23 protein-coding genes are annotated in these 22,140 nt (G+C 64.5%); 11 read left to right on the forward strand and 12 right to left on the reverse strand.

Annotated features, from left to right (window positions below):
• The first annotated feature begins 520 nt into the window (after positions 1 to 520).
• Positions 521 to 682, forward strand: coding sequence for a hypothetical protein (locus AC1RR3_RS31275; RefSeq protein WP_492827920.1), 162 nt, complete (start codon positions 521 to 523; stop codon positions 680 to 682).
• 366 nt (positions 683 to 1,048) lie between these two features.
• Here AC1RR3_RS31275 and AC1RR3_RS31280 read toward each other — a convergent pair whose 3' ends face one another.
• The 3 genes from AC1RR3_RS31280 to AC1RR3_RS31290 all read right to left on the reverse strand — a co-directional run bounded on the left by AC1RR3_RS31280 (position 1,049) and on the right by AC1RR3_RS31290 (position 2,562).
• Positions 1,049 to 1,825: a hypothetical protein gene (locus AC1RR3_RS31280; RefSeq protein ID WP_492827922.1), complete on the reverse strand. Its 777-nt coding sequence runs from the start codon at positions 1,823 to 1,825 to the stop codon at positions 1,049 to 1,051.
• Positions 1,826 to 1,999: 174 nt separating this feature from the next.
• The gene (locus AC1RR3_RS31285) at positions 2,000 to 2,248 is read right to left on the reverse strand and encodes a hypothetical protein (protein ID WP_492827924.1); all 249 of its coding nucleotides are present in this window, start codon (positions 2,246 to 2,248) and stop codon (positions 2,000 to 2,002) included.
• A 77-nt stretch (positions 2,249 to 2,325) separates the two neighbouring features.
• Positions 2,326 to 2,562, reverse strand: a complete 237-nt coding sequence (locus AC1RR3_RS31290) for a hypothetical protein (protein WP_492827926.1) — start codon at positions 2,560 to 2,562, stop codon at positions 2,326 to 2,328.
• 266 nt (positions 2,563 to 2,828) lie between these two features.
• Between AC1RR3_RS31290 and AC1RR3_RS31295 the strand changes: the two genes are divergently transcribed.
• On the forward strand, positions 2,829 to 3,176 hold the full coding sequence (locus AC1RR3_RS31295) for a DUF6481 family protein (protein ID WP_492827928.1): 348 nt from the start codon (positions 2,829 to 2,831) through the stop codon (positions 3,174 to 3,176).
• Between the two features lie 138 nt (positions 3,177 to 3,314).
• On the opposite strand, the gene AC1RR3_RS31300 is transcribed toward AC1RR3_RS31295, so the two are convergent.
• The gene (locus tag AC1RR3_RS31300; RefSeq protein WP_492827930.1) at positions 3,315 to 3,557 is read right to left on the reverse strand and encodes a pentapeptide MXKDX repeat protein; all 243 of its coding nucleotides are present in this window, start codon (positions 3,555 to 3,557) and stop codon (positions 3,315 to 3,317) included.
• A gap of 352 nt (positions 3,558 to 3,909) precedes the next feature.
• Between AC1RR3_RS31300 and AC1RR3_RS31305 the strand changes: the two genes are divergently transcribed.
• Genes AC1RR3_RS31305 through AC1RR3_RS31315 form a run of 3 tightly spaced genes read left to right on the forward strand, consistent with a single transcriptional unit; the run spans position 3,910 to position 6,856 of the window.
• Positions 3,910 to 4,932 (forward strand): TRAP transporter substrate-binding protein, encoded by a 1,023-nt coding sequence (locus AC1RR3_RS31305; RefSeq protein WP_492827931.1) that lies wholly within the window; start codon positions 3,910 to 3,912, stop codon positions 4,930 to 4,932.
• Positions 4,929 to 5,501, forward strand: a complete 573-nt coding sequence (locus AC1RR3_RS31310; RefSeq protein WP_492827933.1) for a TRAP transporter small permease — start codon at positions 4,929 to 4,931, stop codon at positions 5,499 to 5,501. Before AC1RR3_RS31305 ends, AC1RR3_RS31310 begins: the two co-directional genes overlap by 4 nt.
• The gene (locus AC1RR3_RS31315; protein WP_492827935.1) at positions 5,498 to 6,856 is read left to right on the forward strand and encodes a TRAP transporter large permease; all 1,359 of its coding nucleotides are present in this window, start codon (positions 5,498 to 5,500) and stop codon (positions 6,854 to 6,856) included. Before AC1RR3_RS31310 ends, AC1RR3_RS31315 begins: the two co-directional genes overlap by 4 nt.
• A gap of 118 nt (positions 6,857 to 6,974) precedes the next feature.
• On the opposite strand, the gene AC1RR3_RS31320 is transcribed toward AC1RR3_RS31315, so the two are convergent.
• Positions 6,975 to 7,667, reverse strand: a complete 693-nt coding sequence (locus AC1RR3_RS31320; RefSeq protein WP_492827937.1) for a GntR family transcriptional regulator — start codon at positions 7,665 to 7,667, stop codon at positions 6,975 to 6,977.
• 229 nt (positions 7,668 to 7,896) lie between these two features.
• On the opposite strand from AC1RR3_RS31320, the gene AC1RR3_RS31325 reads away from it, so the two are divergent.
• The 4 genes from AC1RR3_RS31325 (at position 7,897) to AC1RR3_RS31340 (ending at position 11,779) form a co-directional block, all read left to right on the forward strand.
• Positions 7,897 to 8,505, forward strand: coding sequence for a TRAP transporter small permease (locus tag AC1RR3_RS31325; protein WP_492828185.1), 609 nt, complete (start codon positions 7,897 to 7,899; stop codon positions 8,503 to 8,505).
• Positions 8,505 to 9,770: a TRAP transporter large permease gene (locus AC1RR3_RS31330; protein ID WP_492827939.1), complete on the forward strand. Its 1,266-nt coding sequence runs from the start codon at positions 8,505 to 8,507 to the stop codon at positions 9,768 to 9,770. The genes AC1RR3_RS31325 and AC1RR3_RS31330 overlap by 1 nt, the downstream gene beginning before the upstream one ends.
• Positions 9,771 to 9,795: 25 nt before the next feature.
• Entirely contained in the window at positions 9,796 to 10,779 is a 984-nt protein-coding gene (locus AC1RR3_RS31335) for a TRAP transporter substrate-binding protein (RefSeq protein ID WP_492827941.1), read from the forward strand.
• A gap of 73 nt (positions 10,780 to 10,852) precedes the next feature.
• Positions 10,853 to 11,779, forward strand: coding sequence for a dihydrodipicolinate synthase family protein (locus tag AC1RR3_RS31340; protein ID WP_492827942.1), 927 nt, complete (start codon positions 10,853 to 10,855; stop codon positions 11,777 to 11,779).
• Positions 11,780 to 11,985: 206 nt separating this feature from the next.
• On the opposite strand, the gene AC1RR3_RS31345 is transcribed toward AC1RR3_RS31340, so the two are convergent.
• The 4 genes from AC1RR3_RS31345 to AC1RR3_RS31360 form a co-directional block, all read right to left on the reverse strand.
• The gene (locus AC1RR3_RS31345; protein ID WP_492827944.1) at positions 11,986 to 12,897 is read right to left on the reverse strand and encodes a hydroxymethylglutaryl-CoA lyase; all 912 of its coding nucleotides are present in this window, start codon (positions 12,895 to 12,897) and stop codon (positions 11,986 to 11,988) included.
• A gap of 1 nt (position 12,898) precedes the next feature.
• Positions 12,899 to 14,902, reverse strand: coding sequence for an acetyl/propionyl/methylcrotonyl-CoA carboxylase subunit alpha (locus tag AC1RR3_RS31350; RefSeq protein WP_492827946.1), 2,004 nt, complete (start codon positions 14,900 to 14,902; stop codon positions 12,899 to 12,901).
• A gap of 4 nt (positions 14,903 to 14,906) precedes the next feature.
• Complete coding sequence (locus AC1RR3_RS31355) at positions 14,907 to 16,511, reverse strand: carboxyl transferase domain-containing protein (RefSeq protein ID WP_492827948.1); 1,605 nt, start codon at positions 16,509 to 16,511, stop codon at positions 14,907 to 14,909.
• 83 nt (positions 16,512 to 16,594) lie between these two features.
• On the reverse strand, positions 16,595 to 17,806 hold the full coding sequence (locus tag AC1RR3_RS31360; RefSeq protein ID WP_492827950.1) for an isovaleryl-CoA dehydrogenase: 1,212 nt from the start codon (positions 17,804 to 17,806) through the stop codon (positions 16,595 to 16,597).
• Positions 17,807 to 17,877: 71 nt separating this feature from the next.
• On the opposite strand from AC1RR3_RS31360, the gene AC1RR3_RS31365 reads away from it, so the two are divergent.
• On the forward strand, positions 17,878 to 18,906 hold the full coding sequence (locus AC1RR3_RS31365) for an AraC family transcriptional regulator (protein WP_492827952.1): 1,029 nt from the start codon (positions 17,878 to 17,880) through the stop codon (positions 18,904 to 18,906).
• A gap of 91 nt (positions 18,907 to 18,997) precedes the next feature.
• Here the strand turns inward: AC1RR3_RS31365 and AC1RR3_RS31370 are convergent, their stop codons facing one another.
• The 3 genes from AC1RR3_RS31370 to AC1RR3_RS31380 form a co-directional block, all read right to left on the reverse strand.
• Positions 18,998 to 19,285, reverse strand: coding sequence for a DUF3551 domain-containing protein (locus tag AC1RR3_RS31370; RefSeq protein ID WP_492827953.1), 288 nt, complete (start codon positions 19,283 to 19,285; stop codon positions 18,998 to 19,000).
• A gap of 248 nt (positions 19,286 to 19,533) precedes the next feature.
• On the reverse strand, positions 19,534 to 20,025 hold the full coding sequence (locus AC1RR3_RS31375; protein WP_492827955.1) for an Lrp/AsnC family transcriptional regulator: 492 nt from the start codon (positions 20,023 to 20,025) through the stop codon (positions 19,534 to 19,536).
• A 248-nt stretch (positions 20,026 to 20,273) separates the two neighbouring features.
• Positions 20,274 to 20,579, reverse strand: a complete 306-nt coding sequence (locus tag AC1RR3_RS31380) for an ETC complex I subunit (RefSeq protein ID WP_283079339.1) — start codon at positions 20,577 to 20,579, stop codon at positions 20,274 to 20,276.
• 258 nt (positions 20,580 to 20,837) lie between these two features.
• Between AC1RR3_RS31380 and AC1RR3_RS31385 the strand changes: the two genes are divergently transcribed.
• Positions 20,838 to 22,016, forward strand: a complete 1,179-nt coding sequence (locus AC1RR3_RS31385; protein ID WP_492827957.1) for an OpgC domain-containing protein — start codon at positions 20,838 to 20,840, stop codon at positions 22,014 to 22,016.
• Positions 22,017 to 22,140 lie beyond the last annotated feature (124 nt).

A 22,140-nucleotide genomic window follows, 5' to 3' on the forward strand; every position in this document is an offset into this window, starting at 1 on the left:
GGGAGACAACATGTGTCGCGCACGGCCGCACTGCGCATGGCATCACCTGCCTACGACGACATCATCAAGCCAAATCACGTTTGTCCGAAATCGGGAGACGGCCGCGCTGACCGGCAGTCCCCGCCTGAGTGCAGTCAGTCCGTCTGCTCGTCGCGCCGATCGCGGGCGAGCTGATGCCAGGCCAGGGCCAGCTTTATGAGTCTCTGCCGGTCGTCGCCTTCGGAGGCCGCGGCCCGCTTCATTGCGGCTTCAGCCTCATGCTGTGGATCGTACTTGGTACACATGAGGCCAATTCTATCCGCCCGATCTGGACAAGCAGATGGCAATTTCGTCCGTATGATTGCGGTGTCATTTCCATCGTGAACGGCGGGATCGTTTCGGGACATGTCCCGCACGAAGCCGTGAGAGCGGACATCATTCGGACCGATCTGTGAATTGCCTCACAGCCTGCACCCGGCGTCTCCGCTAAACAGCGCTCAACACTCGCAAAGATGCGAGATGACATGTGGTCTTGCCGGTTATGACACGAGAAGCAGCAGCCGACGCGCGCGTCCCGACACCGCGGGACAGGTTCGACCTGTTTGGCGTCAGCCTTCTTGCGACTATCGGCATCGTGATGCTGGCCTGGATCGGAGGCCTGGTCTGGGGCGCGATGGCATTCTTCAACTGGCTCGTGTCGTAACGCACGAGGCGATCACCCTCTCCTCCACGCGCAACGCTCCGCACATGGAGCTCCGCGCACGAAGGCTTGGCCCAGCGGATCACGCGCTAGAACAGGAAATGCGCCACCTGTGCCAGCTTGATCCCGCCGCACACGATCATGGCCCACAACGCCACGCTGATCTGGATTGCATCCAGCATGTCCCACATCCCCGCGAATCTTGTCCCGACGTTTTTCTTTTGAGACTCGCGTGAAGCGGCAACGAGCGCCAGCGTTAATTTGAGGCAGTTGTTGTGCGCTGCCGAATGAGACCGGCGTATCGGCACCAAAACAAAAGAGGCGGGCTTTCCACCCGCCTCTTCGCTTCAGATATTGGCTTTCAGATTTTCAGTAGCACGCGCGCGGATCGGCCTGCACGTACTGGCCGCTGGGATAACGGTAGTAGCAATTGCCCTGGGCCAGATAATAGCCGGGCCGCGAGGCGGCGGTGGCACCGGCAATCGCGCCGGTCGCACCGCCGATCACGGCGCCTGCGGCCGCGCCCGAGGCGTTGCCCGAAATCAACCCGCCGAGCACGCCGCCGACGATGGCGCCACCAAGCGCGCTCGCGCCGGGATCAGCCGGCGGCGGAGGCGGAGGTGGCGGCTCATAGGCGACCGGAGGCGGCGCCGGGGCATAGGCCACCGGCACGTCGTCGTAGTACTCCTCCGAGATATAGGCGGGCGGACCGGCCATCCGCTGCGGATAATAGTACCAGACGCCGCCGACGTCCCACCACCAGCCGGAACGGCCGTTGTGGACCTCGTGGCGCCAGCGTCCACCATCCCAGGCGAAATTACCGCGATAGGCGTGTCCGCCCCAGTCGCGCGCCGGCGCGGGGCCACGGGCGAAATTACGACCGGGCGGCGGACCGCCGGCATTGTGGGGGCCGCCGGGACCGGGGCCGGCATGGGGCGGACCGCCGGGCTGCGGCGCAGGCCGGGCCGTCTGCTGCGGTGGCGGGCCTTTGCGCATGTTCGGTGGCGGCGCACCGGCGCCCGGCCCTGCCGACGGATGGCCGTCATGCCTTGGCGCAGTTGCGTCCTGTGCCTGCGCCGAAAGCGCGAGCAGTGACATGGCCGAAACCAAGGGAATGATGATCTTCATACGACTGGACGCACTCATGCGTGCTCGACCCCCTACTCTCTCGATTGCCGTGGTGCCTGACGCGATAGACGATTCGCCTCGCGCCTGGCTGATGCCGGCTGACATAACTGACCTGCTTTGGTCGGCTAGTCCCGTTACAAATGATTAAGATCACGGCATTTTTTCGTCCGCGCGGGCCGCGCTGGAGCGGTTCTAGCGGGCCGGCTCGATCACGTTGCAATTGCTCCGCCCCGACATCAGGCAGTCCTGCATCTTGCTGGCGGCGGTGAGATCGCGGGCAAGCCACCAGCCGACGCCAAGGATCACGATGGCGATGATCAGGCCGGCCATGGCGCCACGCCGGTTGTCGCCGGACTGAGGTTTTGGCGGGGATTTCGGTGTCTCGCCCGGTTTGGGCGTGGACGAAAGCTTGGACTCGGGCTTTGACTCGGGCTTGGACATGGCTGACCGATCACAGGGGCGCGGCGCGCTTTATCACCTCTGCGGCGTGGCGTCACATCCCGTCCAGCCTCTCCCGTTCAGCCCCGGGTCTGGCGGATCGCATCCTTGCGCGAGGTTTCGACGGCCGGGATCGCCTCGCGGACCCGGGGTGCGCAGGTCGTGAGCACGAATGCGGTCTGGGTGCATTCCCAGTCCGTACCGAGGACGGCACTTTCGATCGGCTGCGGACGAGCGAGCAGCAGCGCCGCGCCGGCCACGGCTGCCACCGCGACGGCGATTACGAGCGCCTTCAGGCTCAGTCTTGAGATCGTCATGCCCGTGCTCCGTCTCGTATCGGGGCAAACGCTAGGCGTCGCCTCGGGGCCCCTTTATGAGGGACATCACAATTCGGCAGTTTTTCCGGGCTACGAGAGATCGTCGGGGGGCGATATTTCGTCTACCTGATCGGCTGCGATTATGGGTGGCTTCGCGACGCGCGCCGATGTACACGCTTCTACGTCGCGCGGCGCCCGCTATGCCCAGCCGACGTACCAACAGACAGTGATGTAAGACTGAAAGCGAGGATGACAAGGTTCGTTCGATGAGTGGATTCAGGGAACCAGGTTTCTCCGACCGGCAAAAGGCCGCGCAGGAAGCACGCAAAAATCTTTTGAACAAATTCAAGTCGCAGCCCGGGCCCGATGATCCCGCGGTGGTGGCGAAGCGCGCCGAGCGCGAGGCCCTCGCGGCCAAGCGCGCCGAGGCAAAGACTGCGCGCGAAGCGGAAAAGGCCGAGCAGAAGCGCATCGCGGAAGAAGCTGCAGCCGCCGAAGCTGCGCGACTTGCGCGTGAGGCCGAGGAAGCGGCAACCAAGGCGGCCGAGCTCGAGGCCGAGCAGAAGGCCAAGCGCGACGCCCGCTACGCCGCCCGCAAGGCCAAGCGCAAGTAGCGTTTACACCTCACGTTCAATTGAATTTGCAATTGAACTTGAACCAAAGACATCACTGCGGGGCGGTCCAAATGACCGCCCCCGGCGTCTCGAGAGCGTGCGTCTGCATGTCGCAAACGCTGCGACGACGGTGGAAGATCAGTTCTTCTTCATCATCCCGTCGTCCTTCTTCATCCCGTCCTTCGACATGTGGTCTTTCTTCATGCCGTCGTCCTTGGACATGGCATCCTTCTTCATGCCGTCCTTGGACATCGTGTCCTTCTTCATCATGCCGTCGTCCTTGCCCATCTTGTCCTGGGCAAAGGCGGCCGGCGACAGCGCGAGGCCAAGCGAGAGAGCGGCAGCCGAGACGCCAAGCGCGATGCGGTTACGAATGGTCATGGATCATCTTCCCTTCGAGATCGTGTTTGTCAGCGACGGACGCCGCTATCTGATCTCGACGGATCGACCGCCAGCGTTGTTACGCCGCCGCCGATAAATTTTTGCGGGATGCTGCCATCCACCTATTCGCCGCAATCACCTTCGCGTATGGCGCCGCTGAAACGGCGCGGAACGAACGACGAGTGTGCAGCGCAGCAATGCCGGCCCTTGCCGCGGCATTCCGTCTCGAACTATCAGACTAGAGATCATCGGATGGAAGACCGGCTAGGATGGGCCTACGCGCTGGTCTCAACGACCCACCCAATCACAGCAAACAAGAACCGTTCGAAGAAACGTTCAAGGGGATCACACCATGTTCACGCGCCGCCACCTGATCGCGACCGCCGTCGCCGCACCCGCCATTCTTCGTTTCGGCACCGGGACCGCGCATGCGGCGACCACGCTGAAGATCTCGCATCAATTCCCGGGCGGCACCATCGACAAGGGCGATTTCCGCGACCGGCTCTGCCGCATGTTCGCCGCCGAGGTCAGCAAGCGCAGCAATGGCGACATTGCCGCCGAGATCTACCCGAACTCCTCGCTGATCAAGACCAACGCGCAGTTCTCCGCGATGCGCAAGGGCGCGCTCGACATCTCGCTCTATCCGATGCCTTACGCCGGCGGCGAATTGCCGGAGACCAATATCGGCCTGATGCCGGGCCTCGTCACCACCTACGACCAGGGCATGCGCTGGAAGAAGGAGCCGGTCGGCAAGGCGCTCTCCGACTTCCTCGCCGACAAGGGCATCATCCTGCTGTCCTGGGTGTGGCAGGCCGGTGGCGTCGCCAGCCGCTCCAAGCCGATCGTCGCGCCTGAAGACGCCAAGGGCATGAAGGTGCGCGGCGGCTCGCGCGAGATGGACATGGTGCTCCAGACCGCCGGCGCCTCGGTGCTGTCGGTGCCCTCCAACGAAATCTACGCGGCGATGCAGACCGGCGCCTGCGACGCCGGCATCACCTCCTCCACGAGCCTGATCTCGTTCCGCCTCGAAGAGGTCGCCAAATCGCTGACATCAGGCGCCGGCGCCTCCTACTGGTTCATGCTCGAGCCCCTGATGATGTCGAAGGCGATCTTCGACAAGCTGCCGAAGAACCAGCAGGACGTCCTGGTCGCCGTCGGCGAGGAGCTCGAGGCGTTCGGCCGCAAGGGCGCACAGGACGACGACGTCGAGGTCGCCAAGGTCTACGAGAAGGCCGGTGCCAAGGTCTCGGCGCTCGATGCCGCCACCGTCGGCAAATGGCGCGACATCGCCCGCGACACCGCGTGGAAGGATTACGGCGCCAAGACCGCGACCGCCGCGAACCTGCTCAAGCTCGCCACCGACGTCGCTGCATGAGCCACGGTCCGCTCCCGGATCGTGACGACCAGACCAGCGCCGCCGCAAGGACAGGCCTTGCGGCGGCGGTCGATCGCGGTCTCGCCATCCTCAACACCATCATCGTCGTGTTCGCAGCGATCGCGCTGGTCGCGGCCTGCGCCATCCTGAGCTACAGCGTCCTCAGCCGTGCCTTGTTCAAGGCCGCCAATTACTGGCAGGACGAAGCGGCAGTATTCCTGCTGGTCGGCGCGACCTTCATGACCGCTGCGTACGTGCAGCAGAACCGCGGCCATATCGGTATCGAGGCCTTTGTCGGGCTGCTGTCGCCGCTGGCCAACCGGATCCGGCTCTGGCTCGTCGACGCCGCGACGTTCCTGTTCTGCGCCTTCTTCACCTGGAAGTCCTGGACGCTGGCCCATGAGGCCTATGTCGACGGCCAGGTCTCCAACTCGATGTGGTCGCCGCCGCTCGCCATCCCCTACTCGCTGATGGCGTTCGGCATGAGCCTGCTCTGCATCCAGATCCTCGTGCAGCTTGCGCTGCCTTTCGCAGGAGCCAAGCCTTTAGCAGGAGCGAAGCGTCCATGAGCGTGTTCGGTATCGGCCTCGCCTACGGAATTGCGACGCTGGTCGTGATGTTTTCGGGCATGCCCATTGCTTTTGCCCTCGGCGCAGTCGCCGTCGTATTCATGGGCATCTACATGCCCACAGCGTCCCTCGATACGGTGACGCAGAACGTCTACGAAGAGATGGCCTCGATTACGCTGCTGTCGATCCCGCTCTTCATCCTGAAGGGCGCGGCGATCGGCAAGTCGCGCGCCGGCCAGGATCTCTATCTGGCCCTGCATGCCTGGCTGCACCGCGTCCCCGGCGGACTCGGCGTCGCCAACGTGTTCGCCTGCGCGCTGTTCGCGGCGATGGCGGGCTCAAGCCCGGCGACCTGCTCGGCGATCGGCTCGGCCGGCATCCCCGAGATGCGCAAGCGCGGCTATTCCGGCGGCTTCGCGGCCGGCATCATCGCCGCCGGCGGCACGCTCGGCATTCTGCTGCCGCCGTCGATCACCATGATCCTGTTCGCGGTCGCAGCCGAAAAATCGCTCGGCCGGCTGTTCCTTGCCGGCATCGGTCCGGGCCTGCTGCTGGTCAGCCTGTTCGGCGCCTATGCCGTGATCCGCTTTCGCCAGGAATACGCCGCGGCCGAAGCGATCTACAAGAAAGGCGGCCCGGAAGCGGCGATCCTCGCCCGCGACGAATACACGCTGGCCGAGCGCTTTAGTGTGCTGCCGCGCGTGATCCCCTTCGTGCTGCTGCTCACCGGCGTCATGATCGCGCTCTATGGCGGCTATGCCACGCCGTCGGAGACAGCGGGCCTCGGCGGCCTGCTGGCGCTGGCGCTGATCGCGGCGATCTACAGTGTGTGGCGGCCGAGCGATCTTGCGCCCATCATGAAATCGACGATCCGAGAATCGACCATGCTGATGATGATCATCGGCATGTCGCTGCTCTATTCCTACGTCATGAGCTATCTGCACATCTCGCAATCGGTCGCCGAATCCGTCGTCGCGATGCATCTGCCGCGCTGGGGCCTGCTGTTCGCGATCCTCGTCATGGTCGTCGTGCTCGGCTTCTTTCTGCCGCCGGTTTCGATCATCCTGATGACGGCCCCGATCATCCTGCCGCCGCTGCGCGCCGCCAACTTCGATATCATCTGGTTCGGCGTGGTCATGACCATCGTGATGGAGATGGGACTGATCCATCCACCTGTTGGCCTCAACATCTTCGTCATCCGCAACGTCGCGCCCGACATTCCCTTGAGCGAGGTGATCTGGGGCACCCTGCCCTTCGTGCTGCTGATGATGCTCGCGGTGCTGCTGCTGTGCTTCGTGCCGGGCATCTCGACCGCACTGCCGGATCTCGTGATGGGGCCGGACGGGAGCAGGTAGCGGCAATCGCAATTGCCGTAGGGTAGGCAAAGGCGCGCAGCGCCGTGCCCACCATCTCTTGTGATTCCGCTAAAAGTGGTGGGCACGCTTCGCTTTGCCCACGCTACGAGCGCATCGACTACGGCTGGCTCTTCCGCCGCCCCTTCGGCGCGATCGCGCTGCCGGCCACGACCTGCAACAGGTCCTTGCGCACGGCTTCGATGTGCCGCTCCAGGAACCGGCAGGCCTCATCGACCTTCTGCGCCCGACACAGCGCGATCAGATGGGCGTGCTCCTTCTCCGCAGTGCCCATCGCCTTGGTGTTGGAGAGCTGAAGCCGCGTGTAGCGATCGCTGGTCTGGAGCAGCGACAGCACGATCGCGCGCGTGCGCGGTTGCGGGGCGTGCATATAGAGCGCCAGATGGAAGTCGGCGTTGAGCTGGCCCCAGTCGCTGACATTCTTCGCCTTGATCGCCTTCTCGAACTGCCTGTGGATGTCGTCGAGCGCATCGAAGTCGTCCGCGGAGAAATGCGGCGCCGACTGCGCCAGCAGTCGCGGCTCCAGAATGCAGCGCAAATCGAACACGTCGTTGATCTCGTCCAGCGACAGCTCCGAAACGATGGCGCCCTTCTGCGGCACGATCCGCACCAGACCTTCGGCATCCAGCTGGAATAGCGCCTCGCGCACAGGAATGCGGCTGACGCCATAGGTGTCGCCAAGCGCATCCTGACGCAGCTGGGAGCCGGCCGGATAGGTGCCGTCGAGGATGGCTTGTCTGAGCTGATCCACGATCGCAGCCGACAGCGTGCGATGCTTCAGAGGCTGTTTCATCTGACCTTCCGTTGTCCTTCCCGACTCATCGGCCGACGCGGTCTCTCTTGCATGATGAGACGCCCAGGCAAAAGCCGAATAGCCATACAAGCCCGGTGCCCACCAAAAGCGCGTCCTGCCGCCGAAATGACCGCAATCTGCATTTGACACCCGAAATGTATAAATTATACATTTGACCTTAGCACGACAATTCTCAGGGATTGGGGCCTCTTTCATGATCGAGCAGACGATGCCGGCCACGCGCGCATTCAGCGTTCGACGCATGGTCGTCCGCGCCTCCAGCGCCCTGCTCGCGGTCGAGCGCATCGCGCTGATGGGCCTGATGTACCTGCTCACCGGCCTGATCCTGGTGAACGTCGTCACCCGCTACGCGCGCTTCCCGATCTACTGGATCGACGAATCCGCGGTCTATTGCGTGGTCTGGCTGACCTTCGTCGGGGCATCCGCGATGACGCGGCTGCGGCTCGATTTCGCGGTCACCATGCTGACGGAGCGCCTCTCGCCACAGCACCAGAAGATCGCAAAGGTGATCTCGACAGGCCTCGTCGTCGTGTTCGGTGTCGCGCTCATCATCACCTGCGTGCTCTGGATGGATCCGATTGGCCTTGCCCGCGCCGGCTTCGACGGGCGCAAGCTGGCAGCAGAGACCTTCAACTTTGTCTACACCGAGCACACCCAGACGCTGAACTGGCCGACCTGGGTGCTCTATCTGACGCTGCCGATCTTCGCGGCGTCAATGACCATCCACGGCCTCGCCAATTTGCTGGAAGACCTCGAGCTGGTGCCGCGCACGCCGCCGAGAGGCTTTCAGCTCTCCGAGCTCGACGGGGTCAACTGATGATCACGTCCGCCGCCTTCGTCGCGATCATGCTGGTCGGCGTGCCGATCGGGCTCTGCCTGTGCCTCGCCGGCCTCGTCTACATCGCGGCATCAGGCAATCCGGTGCTGTTCCAGTCCTATCCGCTGCAGCTGTTCGGCGGTGTCGACAGCTACGGCCTGATCGCGATTCCGCTGTTCATCCTGATCGGCGAGATCATGAACGGCGGCGGCATCACCCGCCGCATCGTCGACATGGCGATGGCGTTCGTCGGCTCGCTCAAGGGCGGGCTCGCCTACGTCAACATCCTCGCCAACATGTTCATCTCCTCGATCCTGGGATCTGCGACCGCGCAGGTCGCGATCATGGCCCAGATCATGGTGCCGGAGATGGAGAAGAAGGGCTACGACAAGACCTTTGCGGCGGGATTGACCGCCTATGGCGGCATGCTCGGCCCGATCATCCCGCCGTCGGTGATGTTCGTGGTCTACAGCGTGCTGGCACAGGTTTCGGTCAGCGACATGCTGATCGCCGGCATCGTGCCGGGTGTGATCCTCACCGTGATGTTCTGCCTCGTCATCGCGCTGATGGGATACGTCTACAATTATCCGCGTGCCGACTATCAGACGCCGCGCCAGCGCGTCATGACGATCCTGCGGACCTCGCCGACCCTGCTGATCCCGATCGTCATCGTCGGCACCATCTTGAGCGGCCTTGCGAATGCGACAGAATCCGCCGCCGTCGGCGCGGTTGCGGCTGCCTTGGTCGGCAAATACTGGACCAAGGAATTCGAGTTCTCGCAATTGCCGCAGATGATGCTGCGCAGCGGCATCTATTCGGCGATCGTGCTGTTCCTCGTGGCCGCCGCGGCCGTGTTCTCCTGGGTCCTGATCTTCGGCAAGGTCCCGCAGGAAACCGCGGCCTGGATCCAGACGGCTGCCAAGGACCCGATCAGCTTCATGCTGATCTGCAACGTCATCCTGCTGGTGATCGGCACTGTCATCGACGGCATTCCCGGCCTGATCATGACGGTGCCGATCCTGCTGCCGGTCGCGACCGACGTCTATCACATCGATCCCCGGCATTTCGGCGTCGTGGTGGTGATCAACCTGGTGCTCGGCCTGTTGTCGCCGCCGGTTGGGCTCTGCTTCTTCGTCGCGGCCGCCGTCACCGGCGCCAAGCCCGGCAAGATGTTCATGGTGACGCTGCCCTTCTTCGTCATCTCCTGCGTCCTGCTGGTGCTGCTCTCGCTCTATCCGTCGCTCTCGCTGATCCTCATCAAATAGGCCCGTTCAAAAAGGAAGCCCGACCATGCCGCTTTCACGCCGCCGCTTTCTCGCCGCCAGCGCCGCCGCATCGGTGTTTGCGCCCTCGCTCGCGCTCGCCCAGGCCAAGGAATTCCGCCTCGGGCTGATCACGCCCAACGGCCATTCCTGGAACAAGGCCGCGCTCAAATTCGGCGATGATCTCAAGGCCGCCACCAACGGCCGCCTGACCCTGACCGTGTTCCACTCCGGCCAGCTCGGCAACGAGCCGGCGATGATGCAGCAATTGCAGTCCGGCGCACTCGACATGGGCTTCATCCAGGCCGCCGAGCTCGGCTCGCGCGTGCCGCACATCGCCGCGATCAACGCGCCCTACATCGTCCGCTCGACGCCGGCGGTGGCGAAATTCGTTCGGCATCCCGTCGCCGTCAAGCTGTTCGAGGTGCTGCCGCAGGAGACTGGCACCGTCGGTCTCGGCTGGGGCATCACCGGCATGCGCGCCGTGTTCTCGTCGAAGGACCTGGCGAGCCTCGCCGACATCAAGGGAATGAAGCTGCGCATCAACCCGACGCCGGTCTATCGCGATTTCTATTCCTCGCTCGGTGCCGCCCCGACGCCGATCCCGACGCCGCAGGTGTTCGACGCGATGGCCAACGGCCAGGTCGACGGCCTCGAGGCCGATCTCGAATTCTCCTGGAACCAGCGCTTCGACAAGGTCTCGAAGGTGATCCTCCAGATGAACGCCGTCTTCATGCCGATGGCCGCAGTCGTCTCCGGGCGGGTCTGGCAGACGCTCCCCGCAGCCGACCGCGAGCTGATCGCCAAGACGGTCAAGTCCACGCTCGATGCGCAGATCGACGAGCTCGCCGGCAACGAGCCCGCCCTGATCGAGAACTTCAAGAACGCGCCGATTCCGATCCGCCAGGTCCCGGCCGGCGACACCGAGGCCGTCATCGCCGAGTTCGACAAGATCTGGCTGCCCAAGGCACCGGTTCTCGCCGAGCTGCGCAAGGTCGGCGCCACGCTCTAACTTTCCCCGCCATCCTCTTCACCACAGCCGGCGGTCCCAGCCCCCCGCCAGCAACCTTGCTTGGAGTCACTTCATGAGCCGCCGCGTTTCCTGGGAAGGCGTCTTCCCGGCCGTCACCACGCAATTCCACGACGATCTCTCGCTCGACATCGACGCGACGGCGAAAGTCATGGACGGATTGATCCGCGACGGTGTCTCCGGCCTGATCGTCTGCGGCTCGGTCGGCGAGAACACCTCGCTCGAGCGCAAGGAAAAGGTCGCGATCATGGAGACGGCGAAATCAGTCGCGGCCGGGCGCGTGCCCGTATTGTGCGGCATCGCCGAATTCACCACGGCTTTCGCCGTCGAGACCGCCAAGGAAGCCGCGCGCGTCGGCATCGACGGCGTCATGGTGATGCCGGCACTGGTCTATTCGTCCAAGCCGCACGAGACCGCCGCGCATTTCCGCGCCGTCGCCAGCGCGACGGACCTGCCGGTGATGCTCTACAACAATCCGCCGATCTACAAGAACGACGTCACGCCCGACATCCTGGCCACGCTGGCCGACGTCGAGACCGTGGTCTGCTTCAAGGACTCCTCGGGCGATACGCGGCGTTTCATTGACACCCGCAACATGGTCGGCGACCGCTTCGTGCTGTTCGCCGGCCTCGACGACGTCATCGTCGAGAGCATCGCCATGGGCGCCGTCGGCTGGGTCTCCGGCATGTCCAACGCCTTCCCGCGCGAGGGCGAGACGCTGTTCCGCCTCGCCAGGGCCGGTCGCTTCGCCGAAGCGATGCCGCTCTACGAATGGTTCATGCCGCTGCTGCATCTCGACGCCCGCCCGGACCTCGTCCAGTGCATCAAGCTGTGCGAGCACATCATGGGCCGCGGCACCGCTCTCACCCGCCCGCCCCGCCTCGCGCTGCTGCCGCAGGAGAAGGCCGAGGTCGAGGCCATGATGGTCCGCGCCCTCAAGAACCGGCCCCGCCTGCCAGATGTTGGGTTGAAGGCGGCCTGATCGAAGGTCTCGTAGGGTGGGCAAAGCGACAGCGTGCCCACCATTTGCCAATGATTGAGAAAGATGGTGGGCACGGCGCTGCGCGCCTTTGCTCACTCTACGAAGCTCTCTCAGTCGTCATTGCGAGGAGCGAAGCGACGAAGCAATCCAGAGTCCTTCCGCGGAGGGACTCTGGATTGCTTCGCTGCGCTCGCAATGACGGAGAACTAGGAAGCGCTCCGCTTCTTCTTCGCATTCAGCGCGGACGCCACGCGGCTCACGGGCGGCTTGCCCAGCACGCCGCTCATCTCGTTCGTTGCCGCGAGCAACTTCGCCATGTCGACGCCGGTCCTGACGCCCATGCCCTCGAGCATGTAGACGACATCCTCGGTCGCGACATTGCCGGTCGCGCCCGGCGCGTAGGGACAGCCGCCGAGACCGCCCGCGGCGGCATCGATCACACGCACGCCCTCCTCCATCCCCGCATAGAGATTGGCAAGCGCCTGTCCGTAGGTGTCGTGGAAATGCATCGCGAGCTTGGCGGGCAGGATATTGGTGCTCACCGCGCGCAGCATCTCCTTGGCTTTGGCCGGCGTACCGACGCCGATGGTGTCGCCGAGCGAGATCTCGTAGCAACCGAGCTCCCACAGCGTGTTGGCGAGATCGGCGACAGCTTTTGGCTTGATCTCGCCGTCAAAGGGACAACCGAGCACGCAGGAGATATAGCCGCGCACCGGCACGCCGTCGGCCTTGGCACGCGCCAGCACCGGCTTGAACCGTTCGATCGATTCCGCGACGGTGCAGTTGATGTTGGCACGCGAAAAGCCCTCGGAGGCCGCAGCGAACACGGACACCACTTTCGCGCCCGCAGCGCGGGCGGCGTCATAGCCCTTCTCGTTCGGCACCAGCACGTGGAATTCCGCGCCCTTGAGGTGGCTCACGCCACGCAGCACGGCATCGGAGCTTGCCATCTGCGGGATCGCCTTGGGTGAGACGAAGGCCCCGACCTCGACCGTATCAAGCCCGGCTCCGACCAGCGCCTCGATGAAGGCAATACGCGCCTCGACGCTCACAGGCGTCTTCTCGTTCTGGAGGCCGTCGCGCGGCCCCATCTCGATGATGCGGACGGGATCGCTCATCTCATTCTCCCGAAGCCTCGACCACGGCGAGCTCGACGCCTTCCTGGACGATGTCGCCGACCTTGCATTTGATCGACTTCAGTACGCCCGCATAGGGCGCCCGCAGCGTCTGCTCCATCTTCATCACTTCCAGCGTGAGGATCGGCGCGCCCTTCTCGAGCCTGGCGCCCTCGTCGGCCAGCACGGCGACGACCGTGCCCGGCAGCGGTGCCGCGATCTTGTCCGCGCCGGTCTGCTCCTCGGTCTCGCCGCCGAAAGGATCGACCCAATGCAAATCGAAGCGGCCGTTGCGCGTGCGCAAATACAGCTCGTGGCCGTCGACCACGGCCGCGACGGACGATTTGACGCCGTCGAGCGTCAGATCGAAGCCGCCGTCCTTCGCTGCGATCGTGAACGCCAGCTCGCGCTCGCCAATCACCAGCGTGGACGGCCCGCTGCCATAGTTCAGGGTGACTTTCTGCTCGGGCCCATGCCCGACGCGGAACGCGAAACCGCGCTGGCGGCGGCCGACCGGCATCCAGCCGAAGGTCTGCCAGGGCGAATTCGTCTCCCCCTGTGCGGCCTGCCGCTCGCCGTTGATGACCGCCGCGACCGCGGCGCAGAGCTCAAGCTCACCCGGCGCTGCGGCGGCCGACGTCAGCACCGCCAGCTCCCGCTCGATGAAGCCCGTGTCGATCGCATTGGCCCGCACTTTTTGATGCGTGATCAGCGCCGACAGGAACGGGATGTTGGTGACGATGCCGCGGACATCGGAGTCTTCGAGCCCACGGTTCAACCGATCGATCGCCACATCCCGCGTCGGCGCCCACGCGATCATTTTTGCGAGCATGGCGTCGTAGTACGGCGAGACGCTATCGCCCTCGCGATAGCCGGCATCGATGCGCAAGCCGCCAGTCTCCGCAGGTAGCCGCCAGGTCGAGATCTTTCCGACCGACGGCATGAAGTTCTTGGTCGGGTTCTCGGCATAGACACGCGCCTCGACGGCATGGCCGTTGAGGCGGATCTCATCCTGCTTTAGCGGCAGCGCCTCGCCGAAGGCGACCCGCAGCTGCCACTCGACGAGATCGATCCCGGTGATCAATTCGGTCACGGGATGCTCGACCTGGAGGCGCGTGTTCATCTCGATGAAGAACACGTCCTTGCCGTCGGAGACGAACTCGATGGTGCCGGCGCCGACATAATTCACCGCGCCCGCCGCCTTTCGTGCGGCGGCGCAGACCGTCTCGCGCTGGGCCGGATTGAGCGTCGGCGACGGAGCCTCTTCGATCACCTTCTGGTGCCGCCGCTGCAGCGTGCATTCGCGTTCGAACAGCGAGAGCAGATTGCCGTGGCTGTCGCCAATGATCTGCACCTCGATATGGCGGGGGTTGTCGACATATTTCTCGATCAGCATGCGGTCGTCGCCGAACGCGGCCTTGGCCTCGCGCTTGGCGCTGATGACGGCGGGCCCAAGCTCGTCGGCGGAGCGCACGATCCGCATGCCGCGACCACCGCCGCCGGCGGAGGCCTTCACCAGGATGGGGAAGCCGACCTTCTCGGCCGCCTTTGCCAACGTGGCATCGTCCTGCGCATCGCCGTGATAGCCAGGCACCAGCGGCACGCCGGCCTTTTCCATCAGGGCCTTGGAGCCGGATTTCGAGCCCATCGCCGTCATCATTCCGGCGGTCGGTCCGACGAAGACGAGGCCAGCGTCGTAACAGGCCTGCGCGAATTCAGCATTCTCGGACAGGAAGCCGTAGCCGGGATGCACGGCCTCCGCGCCGGTCTTGCGCGCGGCCTCGATCAGCCGCTCGACATTGAGATAGCTGTCGCGGGCGCGTGCGGGCCCGAGCAGCACGGCCTCGTCGGCGAGCGCGACATGCATCGCGTCGCGGTCGGCCTCGGAATAGACCGCGACCGTGCGCAGGCCCATTGCGCGCGCGGTGCGGATGACGCGGCAGGCGATCTCGCCGCGGTTGGCGATCAGGAGGGTGCGAAAACGGCGGTAGAGCTTTGAGCGGTCCATCGCATCACATCCTGAACAGGCCGAATTTCGTCGGCTCGATCGGCGCATTCGACGCCGCCGAGAGGCCAAGCCCGAGCACGAGCCTTGTGTCTGCCGGATCGATCACACCGTCGTCCCACAGGCGCGCCGTGGCGTAGTACGGATGCCCCTGGCTCTCATACTGGTCGCGGATCGGCTTGCGGAATTTGTCTTCCTCCTCCTTCGACCAGCTATCGCCCTTGGCCTCGATATTGTCGCGCCGGACCTGGCTCAGCACCATCGAGGCCTGCTCGCCCCCCATCACCGAGATGCGCGCATTCGGCCACATCCAGAGGAAGCGCGGCGAGTAGGCGCGGCCGCACATGCCGTAATTGCCGGCGCCGTAGGAGCCGCCGATCACCACGGTGAACTTCGGCACCGAGGCGGTCGCAACCGCCGTGACCAGCTTGGCGCCATCGCGCGCGATGCCGCCGGCCTCGTACTTCTTGCCGACCATGAAGCCGGTGATGTTCTGCAGGAACACCAGCGGAATGCCGCGCTGGCAGCACAGCTCGATGAAATGCGCCCCCTTCAGCGAGCTCTCGCTGAACAAAATGCCGTTGTTGGCGATGATGCCGACCGGATAGCCCCAGATGTGAGCGAAGCCGCACACCAGCGTCGTCCCGTACAGCTTCTTGAACTCGTCGAACTCCGAGCCGTCGACGACGCGCGCGATGATGTCGCGCACGTCGAACGGCTTTCTGCCGTCGACCGGCACCACGCCGTAGATCTCCTCCCCAGCGAACAGCGGATCGCGCGGCGGATGCATGTTGAGGTTCGGCCGCGTCGACGGTTTCAGCGTGCCGACGATGCGCCGGGCGATGCCGATCGCATGGGCGTCATTCTGGGCGTAGTGATCGGTCACGCCCGACTGGCGCGAATGCACGTCGGCGCCGCCGAGCTCCTCCGCGCTCACGACCTCGCCGGTGGCCGCCTTCACCAGCGGCGGGCCGCCGAGGAAGATGGTGCCTTGATTGCGCACGATGATGCTCTCGTCCGACATCGCCGGCACATAGGCGCCGCCGGCGGTGCAGGAGCCCATCACGATCGCAATCTGCGGAATGCCCTGTGAAGACATCTGCGCCTGGTTGTAGAAGATGCGGCCGAAATGGCGCTCGTCCGGAAATATCTCGTCCTGGAGCGGCAGGAAGGCGCCGCCGGAATCGACCATGTAGACGCAGGGAAGATTGTTCTGCCGCGCCACGTCCTGCGCACGCAGATGCTTCTTCACGGTCATCGGGTAATAGGTGCCGCCCTTGATGGTGGCGTCGTTGGCGACAACAACGCATTCGCGGCCCGCGATGCGCCCCACCCCCGTGACGACGCTGGCCGAATGCACGTCGCCGCCATAGAGGCCGTAGGCCGCGAGCGGCGACAGCTCCAGGAACGAGGTGCCGGGATCGACCAGGAGGTCGACGCGTTCGCGCGCCAGCATCTTGCCGCGCGAGGTGTGGCGGTTGCGCGAGACTTCGCCGCCGCCGCCGGCGACCTGGGCGAGCTTTTCGCGCAAATCGGCGACGAGACCGCGCATCGCCTCGGAATTGCGCGCAAAGTCGGATGAAGACGGATCGATGCTGGAATGGAGCGGCATGTAAGTCCCGCGTTTCTGGTGACGTGGTGAGAGGCCGCGGACAGGTTGGACCAGTTTCGCGGGAATTCCAATTGCGTGGAGGCTTAAGCGGTTTCCGCCATCAGCTCGCGGCCGATCAGCATGCGGCGAACCTCCGAGGTGCCCGCGCCAATCTCGTAGAGTTTTGCGTCGCGCCACAAACGTCCGACCGGAAATTCGGATGTATAGCCGACGCCGCCCAGCGCCTGGATCGCCTCGCCCGCCATCCACGTCGCCTTCTCCGCGGAATAGAGGATCGCAGCGGCTGCATCCTTGCGTAAGCTGCGCGCGTGGTCGGCGCGGTCGCAGGCGCGTCCCACCGCGTAGACATAGGCACGGGCCGACTGCCAAGTCGCATACATATCGGCGAGCTTGCCCTGCATCAGCTGGAAGTCGCCGATCGGCTGGCCGAATTGCTTGCGTTCGTGCATGTAAGGCACCACCGCGTCCATGCAGGCCGCCATGATGCCGAGCGGGCCGCCCGACAGCACCGTGCGCTCATAGTCGAGGCCGGACATCAGCACCTTGACGCCCTCGCCCACCTTGCCGAGCACGTTCTCCTCGGGCACCTCGCACTCGTCGAAGAACAGCGGGTAGGTGTTGGAGCCGCGCATGCCGAGCTTGTCGAGATGCTGGCCGTGGGTGAAACCCTTGAAACCCTTCTCGATCAGGAAGGCGGTCATGCCGCGCGGGCCGGCCTCGGGATCGGTCTTGGCGTAGACCACCAGCACATCGGCGTCGCCGCCATTGGTGATCCACATCTTCGAGCCGTTCAGCACATAGCGGTCGCCGCGCTTGTCCGCACGCAGCTTCATCGAGACAACGTCGGAGCCGGCGCCGGGCTCGGACATCGCGAGCGCGCCGACATAGTCGCCGGAGATCAGCTTTGGCAGGTAGCGCTGCCGCTGCGCCTCATTGCCGTTACGGCGGATCTGGTTGACGCAGAGGTTGGAGTGCGCGCCGTAGGACAGGCCGACGGCCGCCGAGCCACGCGAAACCTCCTCCATGGCGACGATGTGGGCGAGATAGCCCATGTTGGAGCCGCCATATTGCTCCGGCGCGGTCATGCCGAGCAGGCCGAGGTCGCCAAGGCGCTTCCAGAGGTCCGCCGGGAACAGATTGGCCTTCTCGATCTCGGCCGCGCGCGGGGTGATCTCCGCCTCCACGAATGCGCGGAGCGTGTCGCGCAGCATGCCGATGTCTTCGCCCAGATCGAAATCGATGCTCGGGATATTCAAGGCGATTCCTCCGTAATTTGGCACCGAACCTAGCGGCATCAGGGCCCTTCTGCGGTCGAAAAGGTTGCATTTTCCGCCAAACTTGGCGAGGATTTCCGTGAGGGAACCCGATGCCATTTCAGACCGCAACCGCGCTCCCGCGCCGCGCCGTGACCCCCGCCGCCTTCGTCCGCGGCGTGGTGGCCGCCTATGCGCGCTACGGCCGCGACCCCGCGGAGGCGCTGAGCCGGGGTCAGGTAGCGCCAGACCTTGTCAACTCTCCGGACGGGCGGGTTACGGCGGCGCAGTTCGAGGCGCTGGCGGGCCATGCCATGCGCGAGCTCGACGACGAGGCGCTGGGCTGGTTCTCGCGCCGGCTGCCCTTCGGCACCTACGGCATGCTGTGCCGCGCCTCGATCACGGCGCCAACGCTCGAGGTCGCGCTCAAGCGCTGGTGCCGGCATCACCGCCTGCTCACCGAGGACGTGCTGCTCGATCTCGAAATTGGCGAGGAGACCGCGGTGGTCTCCATCCGGGAGCTGCGTGACCTCGGGCCTTTCCGCGAATTCTGCCTGGTCACCCTGCTCCGCTACGCTCTCGGCTTCTCCTGCTGGGCGGTCGATTCCAGGATCGCACTTCGCGCGGCTGAATTCCCCCATTCCGAGCCCGGCCACGTCTCGGTCTATCCCACCATCTTTTGCCGGAACGTACGTTTCGACGCGGACCACGCCAGCATCGTCTTCGACAAGCACTACCTCTCGCTGCCGCTCACGCGCAGCGCCGCCGATCTCGACAACATGCTCAAGGGCGCACTGCGCCTGACCGTGCTGCCCTATCGGCGCGACCGGCTGCTGGTCGAGCGGGTTCGCCGCGTGCTGCGCAATGCGCGCGGCCGCAGTCTCGGCGCGGAAGATGTCGCAAGCGAGCTGGCGCTCTCCACCCGCACCATGCACCGGCGTCTGCGCGAGGAAGCAACCTCGCTGCGCGATCTCAAGGAAGAGGCAAAGTTCGAACTGGCAAAACAGGAGCTGATGCGCGGCCGCACCCCGATCAAGCGGATCGCGGAGATCGCCGGCTTCCGTAACGAGAAGAGTTTTTCGCGCGCCTTCCGCACCTGGACCGGCGCCAGTCCCCGCGAGTTTCGCGGCAGGTATCGCTGAAGAGCGCCGTTACCTGCTTGTCATAAATTGACGGCCTCCGAGATCACTCTCGGAGGCCGCAATCTCCCGGATCAGGTCCCGATGTCAGGCGTTAGTTCTGCGCGCCCTGGCGAGCCTTGGGCTGCTTCGCCTGCTTCGGCTGGAACGCGAGCGCATCGTTGCTGGTCTTCGCGCCGCCGGCCTGCGAGCACGAGCCGCCGATGCCGCCGGCTGCCTGACGGCAGGCTTCCATCGTCGGATAGCCGCAGCCATGTGCCGCCTGGGCGCCGTTGGTGATGCAGTAATCGTCGGCCTTCGCAGCCGGCGCCGACAGAACAAGAAACGCAGACGCAAACAGCGTCGCAGCAGACGTTGCGATCGTCTTCGAGGTCGATGTCATGATGTCTTTTCCTGCTTAGGGTCCCACAAAAGCACCCTCAGCGTGCGACGCAGGCTGAGGTTCACATCTCGCATCTAGGCAGCGCGCCGTGACCGGCAATCACGGTCCCGCGCATTGCAGGGCTTCGCAAATCACATGTCACAGTTAGGTGAGTTACTAAGCTTTTATGACATTATCCGAATCGACGTGTTTGGGGGGAACAGGCCCGACGCTTCGGAATTTCGATGATCGAAGATCTGCCGAGCAGCCTATCCTGCCGGCGCGGCAGCCAACTCCTGCAACGGCAGCGGCTCGTCCTTTGCGACGCCCAGCACCGGGAAGCTGCGGACGTTCTTCACGTTTGGCATCGCGGCGAAGTGCAGCAGTTGCTGGCGCATGCTCTCGACGCTCGGCGCCACGCATTTCAGGAGATAGTCGGTGTCCCCCGAGATCCGCCAGCACTGCTGGATGCGCGGGATCGCCGCGATCGAGCTCTCGAATGCCTCCAGCACCGGCTGGGCCTGGCTGCCGAGCTGGATCGAGACGAACGACACCACCTCATAGCCGAGCCGCCGCTCGTCGATGACGGCCCTCACCGCCCGGATCACGCCGCGGCTGAACAGCGATTTCAGCCGCCGCAGGCAGTTGGGCGCGGACACGCCGACGCGCAGCGCCAGCTCGTTGTTGCGGATACGCCCGTCCTGTTGCAGCTCGGAGAGTATCTTCAGATCGACGCCGTCGAGCTGGTCACGCCCGGCCATCCCCCACCTCGTCATGATCCCGTTATGGCAGGCAGCGAAGCATGAGGCGGAATTCGTGCCAAGGGGCTGGGAGGCGAACTGCCCGCATCGTCATGGCCGGGCATAGCCGTCCGAAGGATGGCGTCGCTTCCGCTCGCGACGTTCCGGCCATCCACGTTCTTCATCTGCCGCCAAAACGCGGATGCCCGGGACAGGCCCGGGCATGACGGTTTCACCAAGTCTTGGGAAGGGGCTCGTCCGCCCGCCCCTCAATGCGTCCAGGGCTCGCCGCGCCGGAACGAGAAATTATCCGCATACGCGACCGGGCGGCGGATCGAATCCTGGGGCTCGATCACCTGGTAGGCGATGCCCTTGCGCTCGCAATAGGCGACGGCTTCTTCCTTGGTGTGGAAGCGCAGCGTGATCTGCTGCTTCATGTCCCCGGACGAGGTCCAGCCCATCAGCGGCTCGACCGAACGCGGCTGCTCCGGCTCATAATCGAGCTGCCATTCCTTGGTCTTGGACCGGCCGGATTGCATCGCGTTCTTGGCGGGCTTGAAAATGCGTGCGGTCATTGGTGGTCCGGGCCTCTTCGTCTTGATCGTTCGATTTCGATGCGTCACGGTAGCAGTTGGTGGAAACCATGGGCATAGTATAGAGACACCTTTCGGGAACTGATCGGTGATTCCGGCCCCCGGGGTACCCTCACCGATGGGTATAGTCATTATGCTGCACCGTGACAATTGCGTACCCGCCCTCTGCCCCGGGGTCCCGCCTGGCGGCACCGCCTCGCCGACTTCAGCGTATCTGTCCCCTTCGAGAGCTTCCGTCGCATGGCCTTCCTGAACATCAACGCCACGCTCCCCGAGAAAGGCCGCGACCTCAGGCTCGACCTGTTTCGCGGCATCGCCAACTGGGCGATCTTCCTCGATCACATCCCGGACAACGTCGTGAACTGGATCACGACCCGCAACTACGGCTTTTCCGATGCGGCCGACCTGTTCGTCTTCATCTCCGGCTACACCGCCTCCTTCGTCTATGCGCGGATGATGCTGGACCGCGGCTTCATCGTCGGCGCCACCCGTCTCACCAAGCGGGTCTGGCAGCTCTACGTCGCCCACATCATCCTGTTCGTGATCTACATCGCCTCGATCAGCTATCTGGCACTGCGCTTCGGCGATTCCGAGATGATCAACGAGTTCAACGTCGCCGGCCTCGTCGACAACGCCACCGAGACGCTGCGCCAGGGCCTGTTCCTGCGCTTCAAGCCGCTCAATCTCGACGTGCTGCCGCTCTATATCGTGCTGATGGGACTGTTTCCGCCGGTGCTGTGGTTCATGCTGCGCAAGCCCGATTTGACGATGGTGCTGTCCATCGTGCTGTGGCTCTCCGCACGCCATTTCGGCTGGAATCTGAACGCCTATCCGGCCGGCCAGTGGTACTTCAACCCCTATTGCTGGCAGGTGCTGTTCGTGTTCGGCGCCTGGTGTGCGATGGGCGGCGCGCGGCGCTCGATGACGGTGATCAACGCGCCGATCACGCTCTATCTCTGCCTCGGCTATCTCCTGTTCGCACTGGTCATGACCATGGCCGGCCGCTTCCCGGCCCTCGCCGGCATGCTCCCGGAATGGCTGTTCTCGGCCTTCAACCCCAACGACAAGACCAATCTGGCGCCCTACCGCTTCATCCATTTCGTCGTGATCGTGCTCCTGGTGATCCGCTTCGTGCCGAAGGATTGGCCCGGCCTGGAGTGGAAGATCTTCGATCCGGTGATCGTCTGCGGCCAGCAATCGCTCGCCGTGTTCTGCGTCGGCGTGTTCCTGTCCTTTGTCGGCCATTTCGAGCTGTCGATGAGCTCGGGCTCGCTGTTCGCGCAGCTGTTCGTCAGCATCGCCGGCATCGCGATCATGACGACGGTGGCCTATTACATCTCGTGGTCGAAGCGGCAGGACAAGCCGCTGAAGCCGCCGCCGGCCAAGCCGGCAGCCAGCGCACCTGCAAAGGCCGCTTGAGCCGACGGCGTCCGCTCTTCCGAGGGTTCCGATGCCGCTTGCGATTCGACCAGGATCGGATTGACGTGGGTCAACCACATCCGGCGGCGGCCGACCTAGGGTCGCCGCTATTCGCCTCGCCACA

Source organism: Bradyrhizobium sp. GW821-FHT13H05, assembly GCF_058804065.1.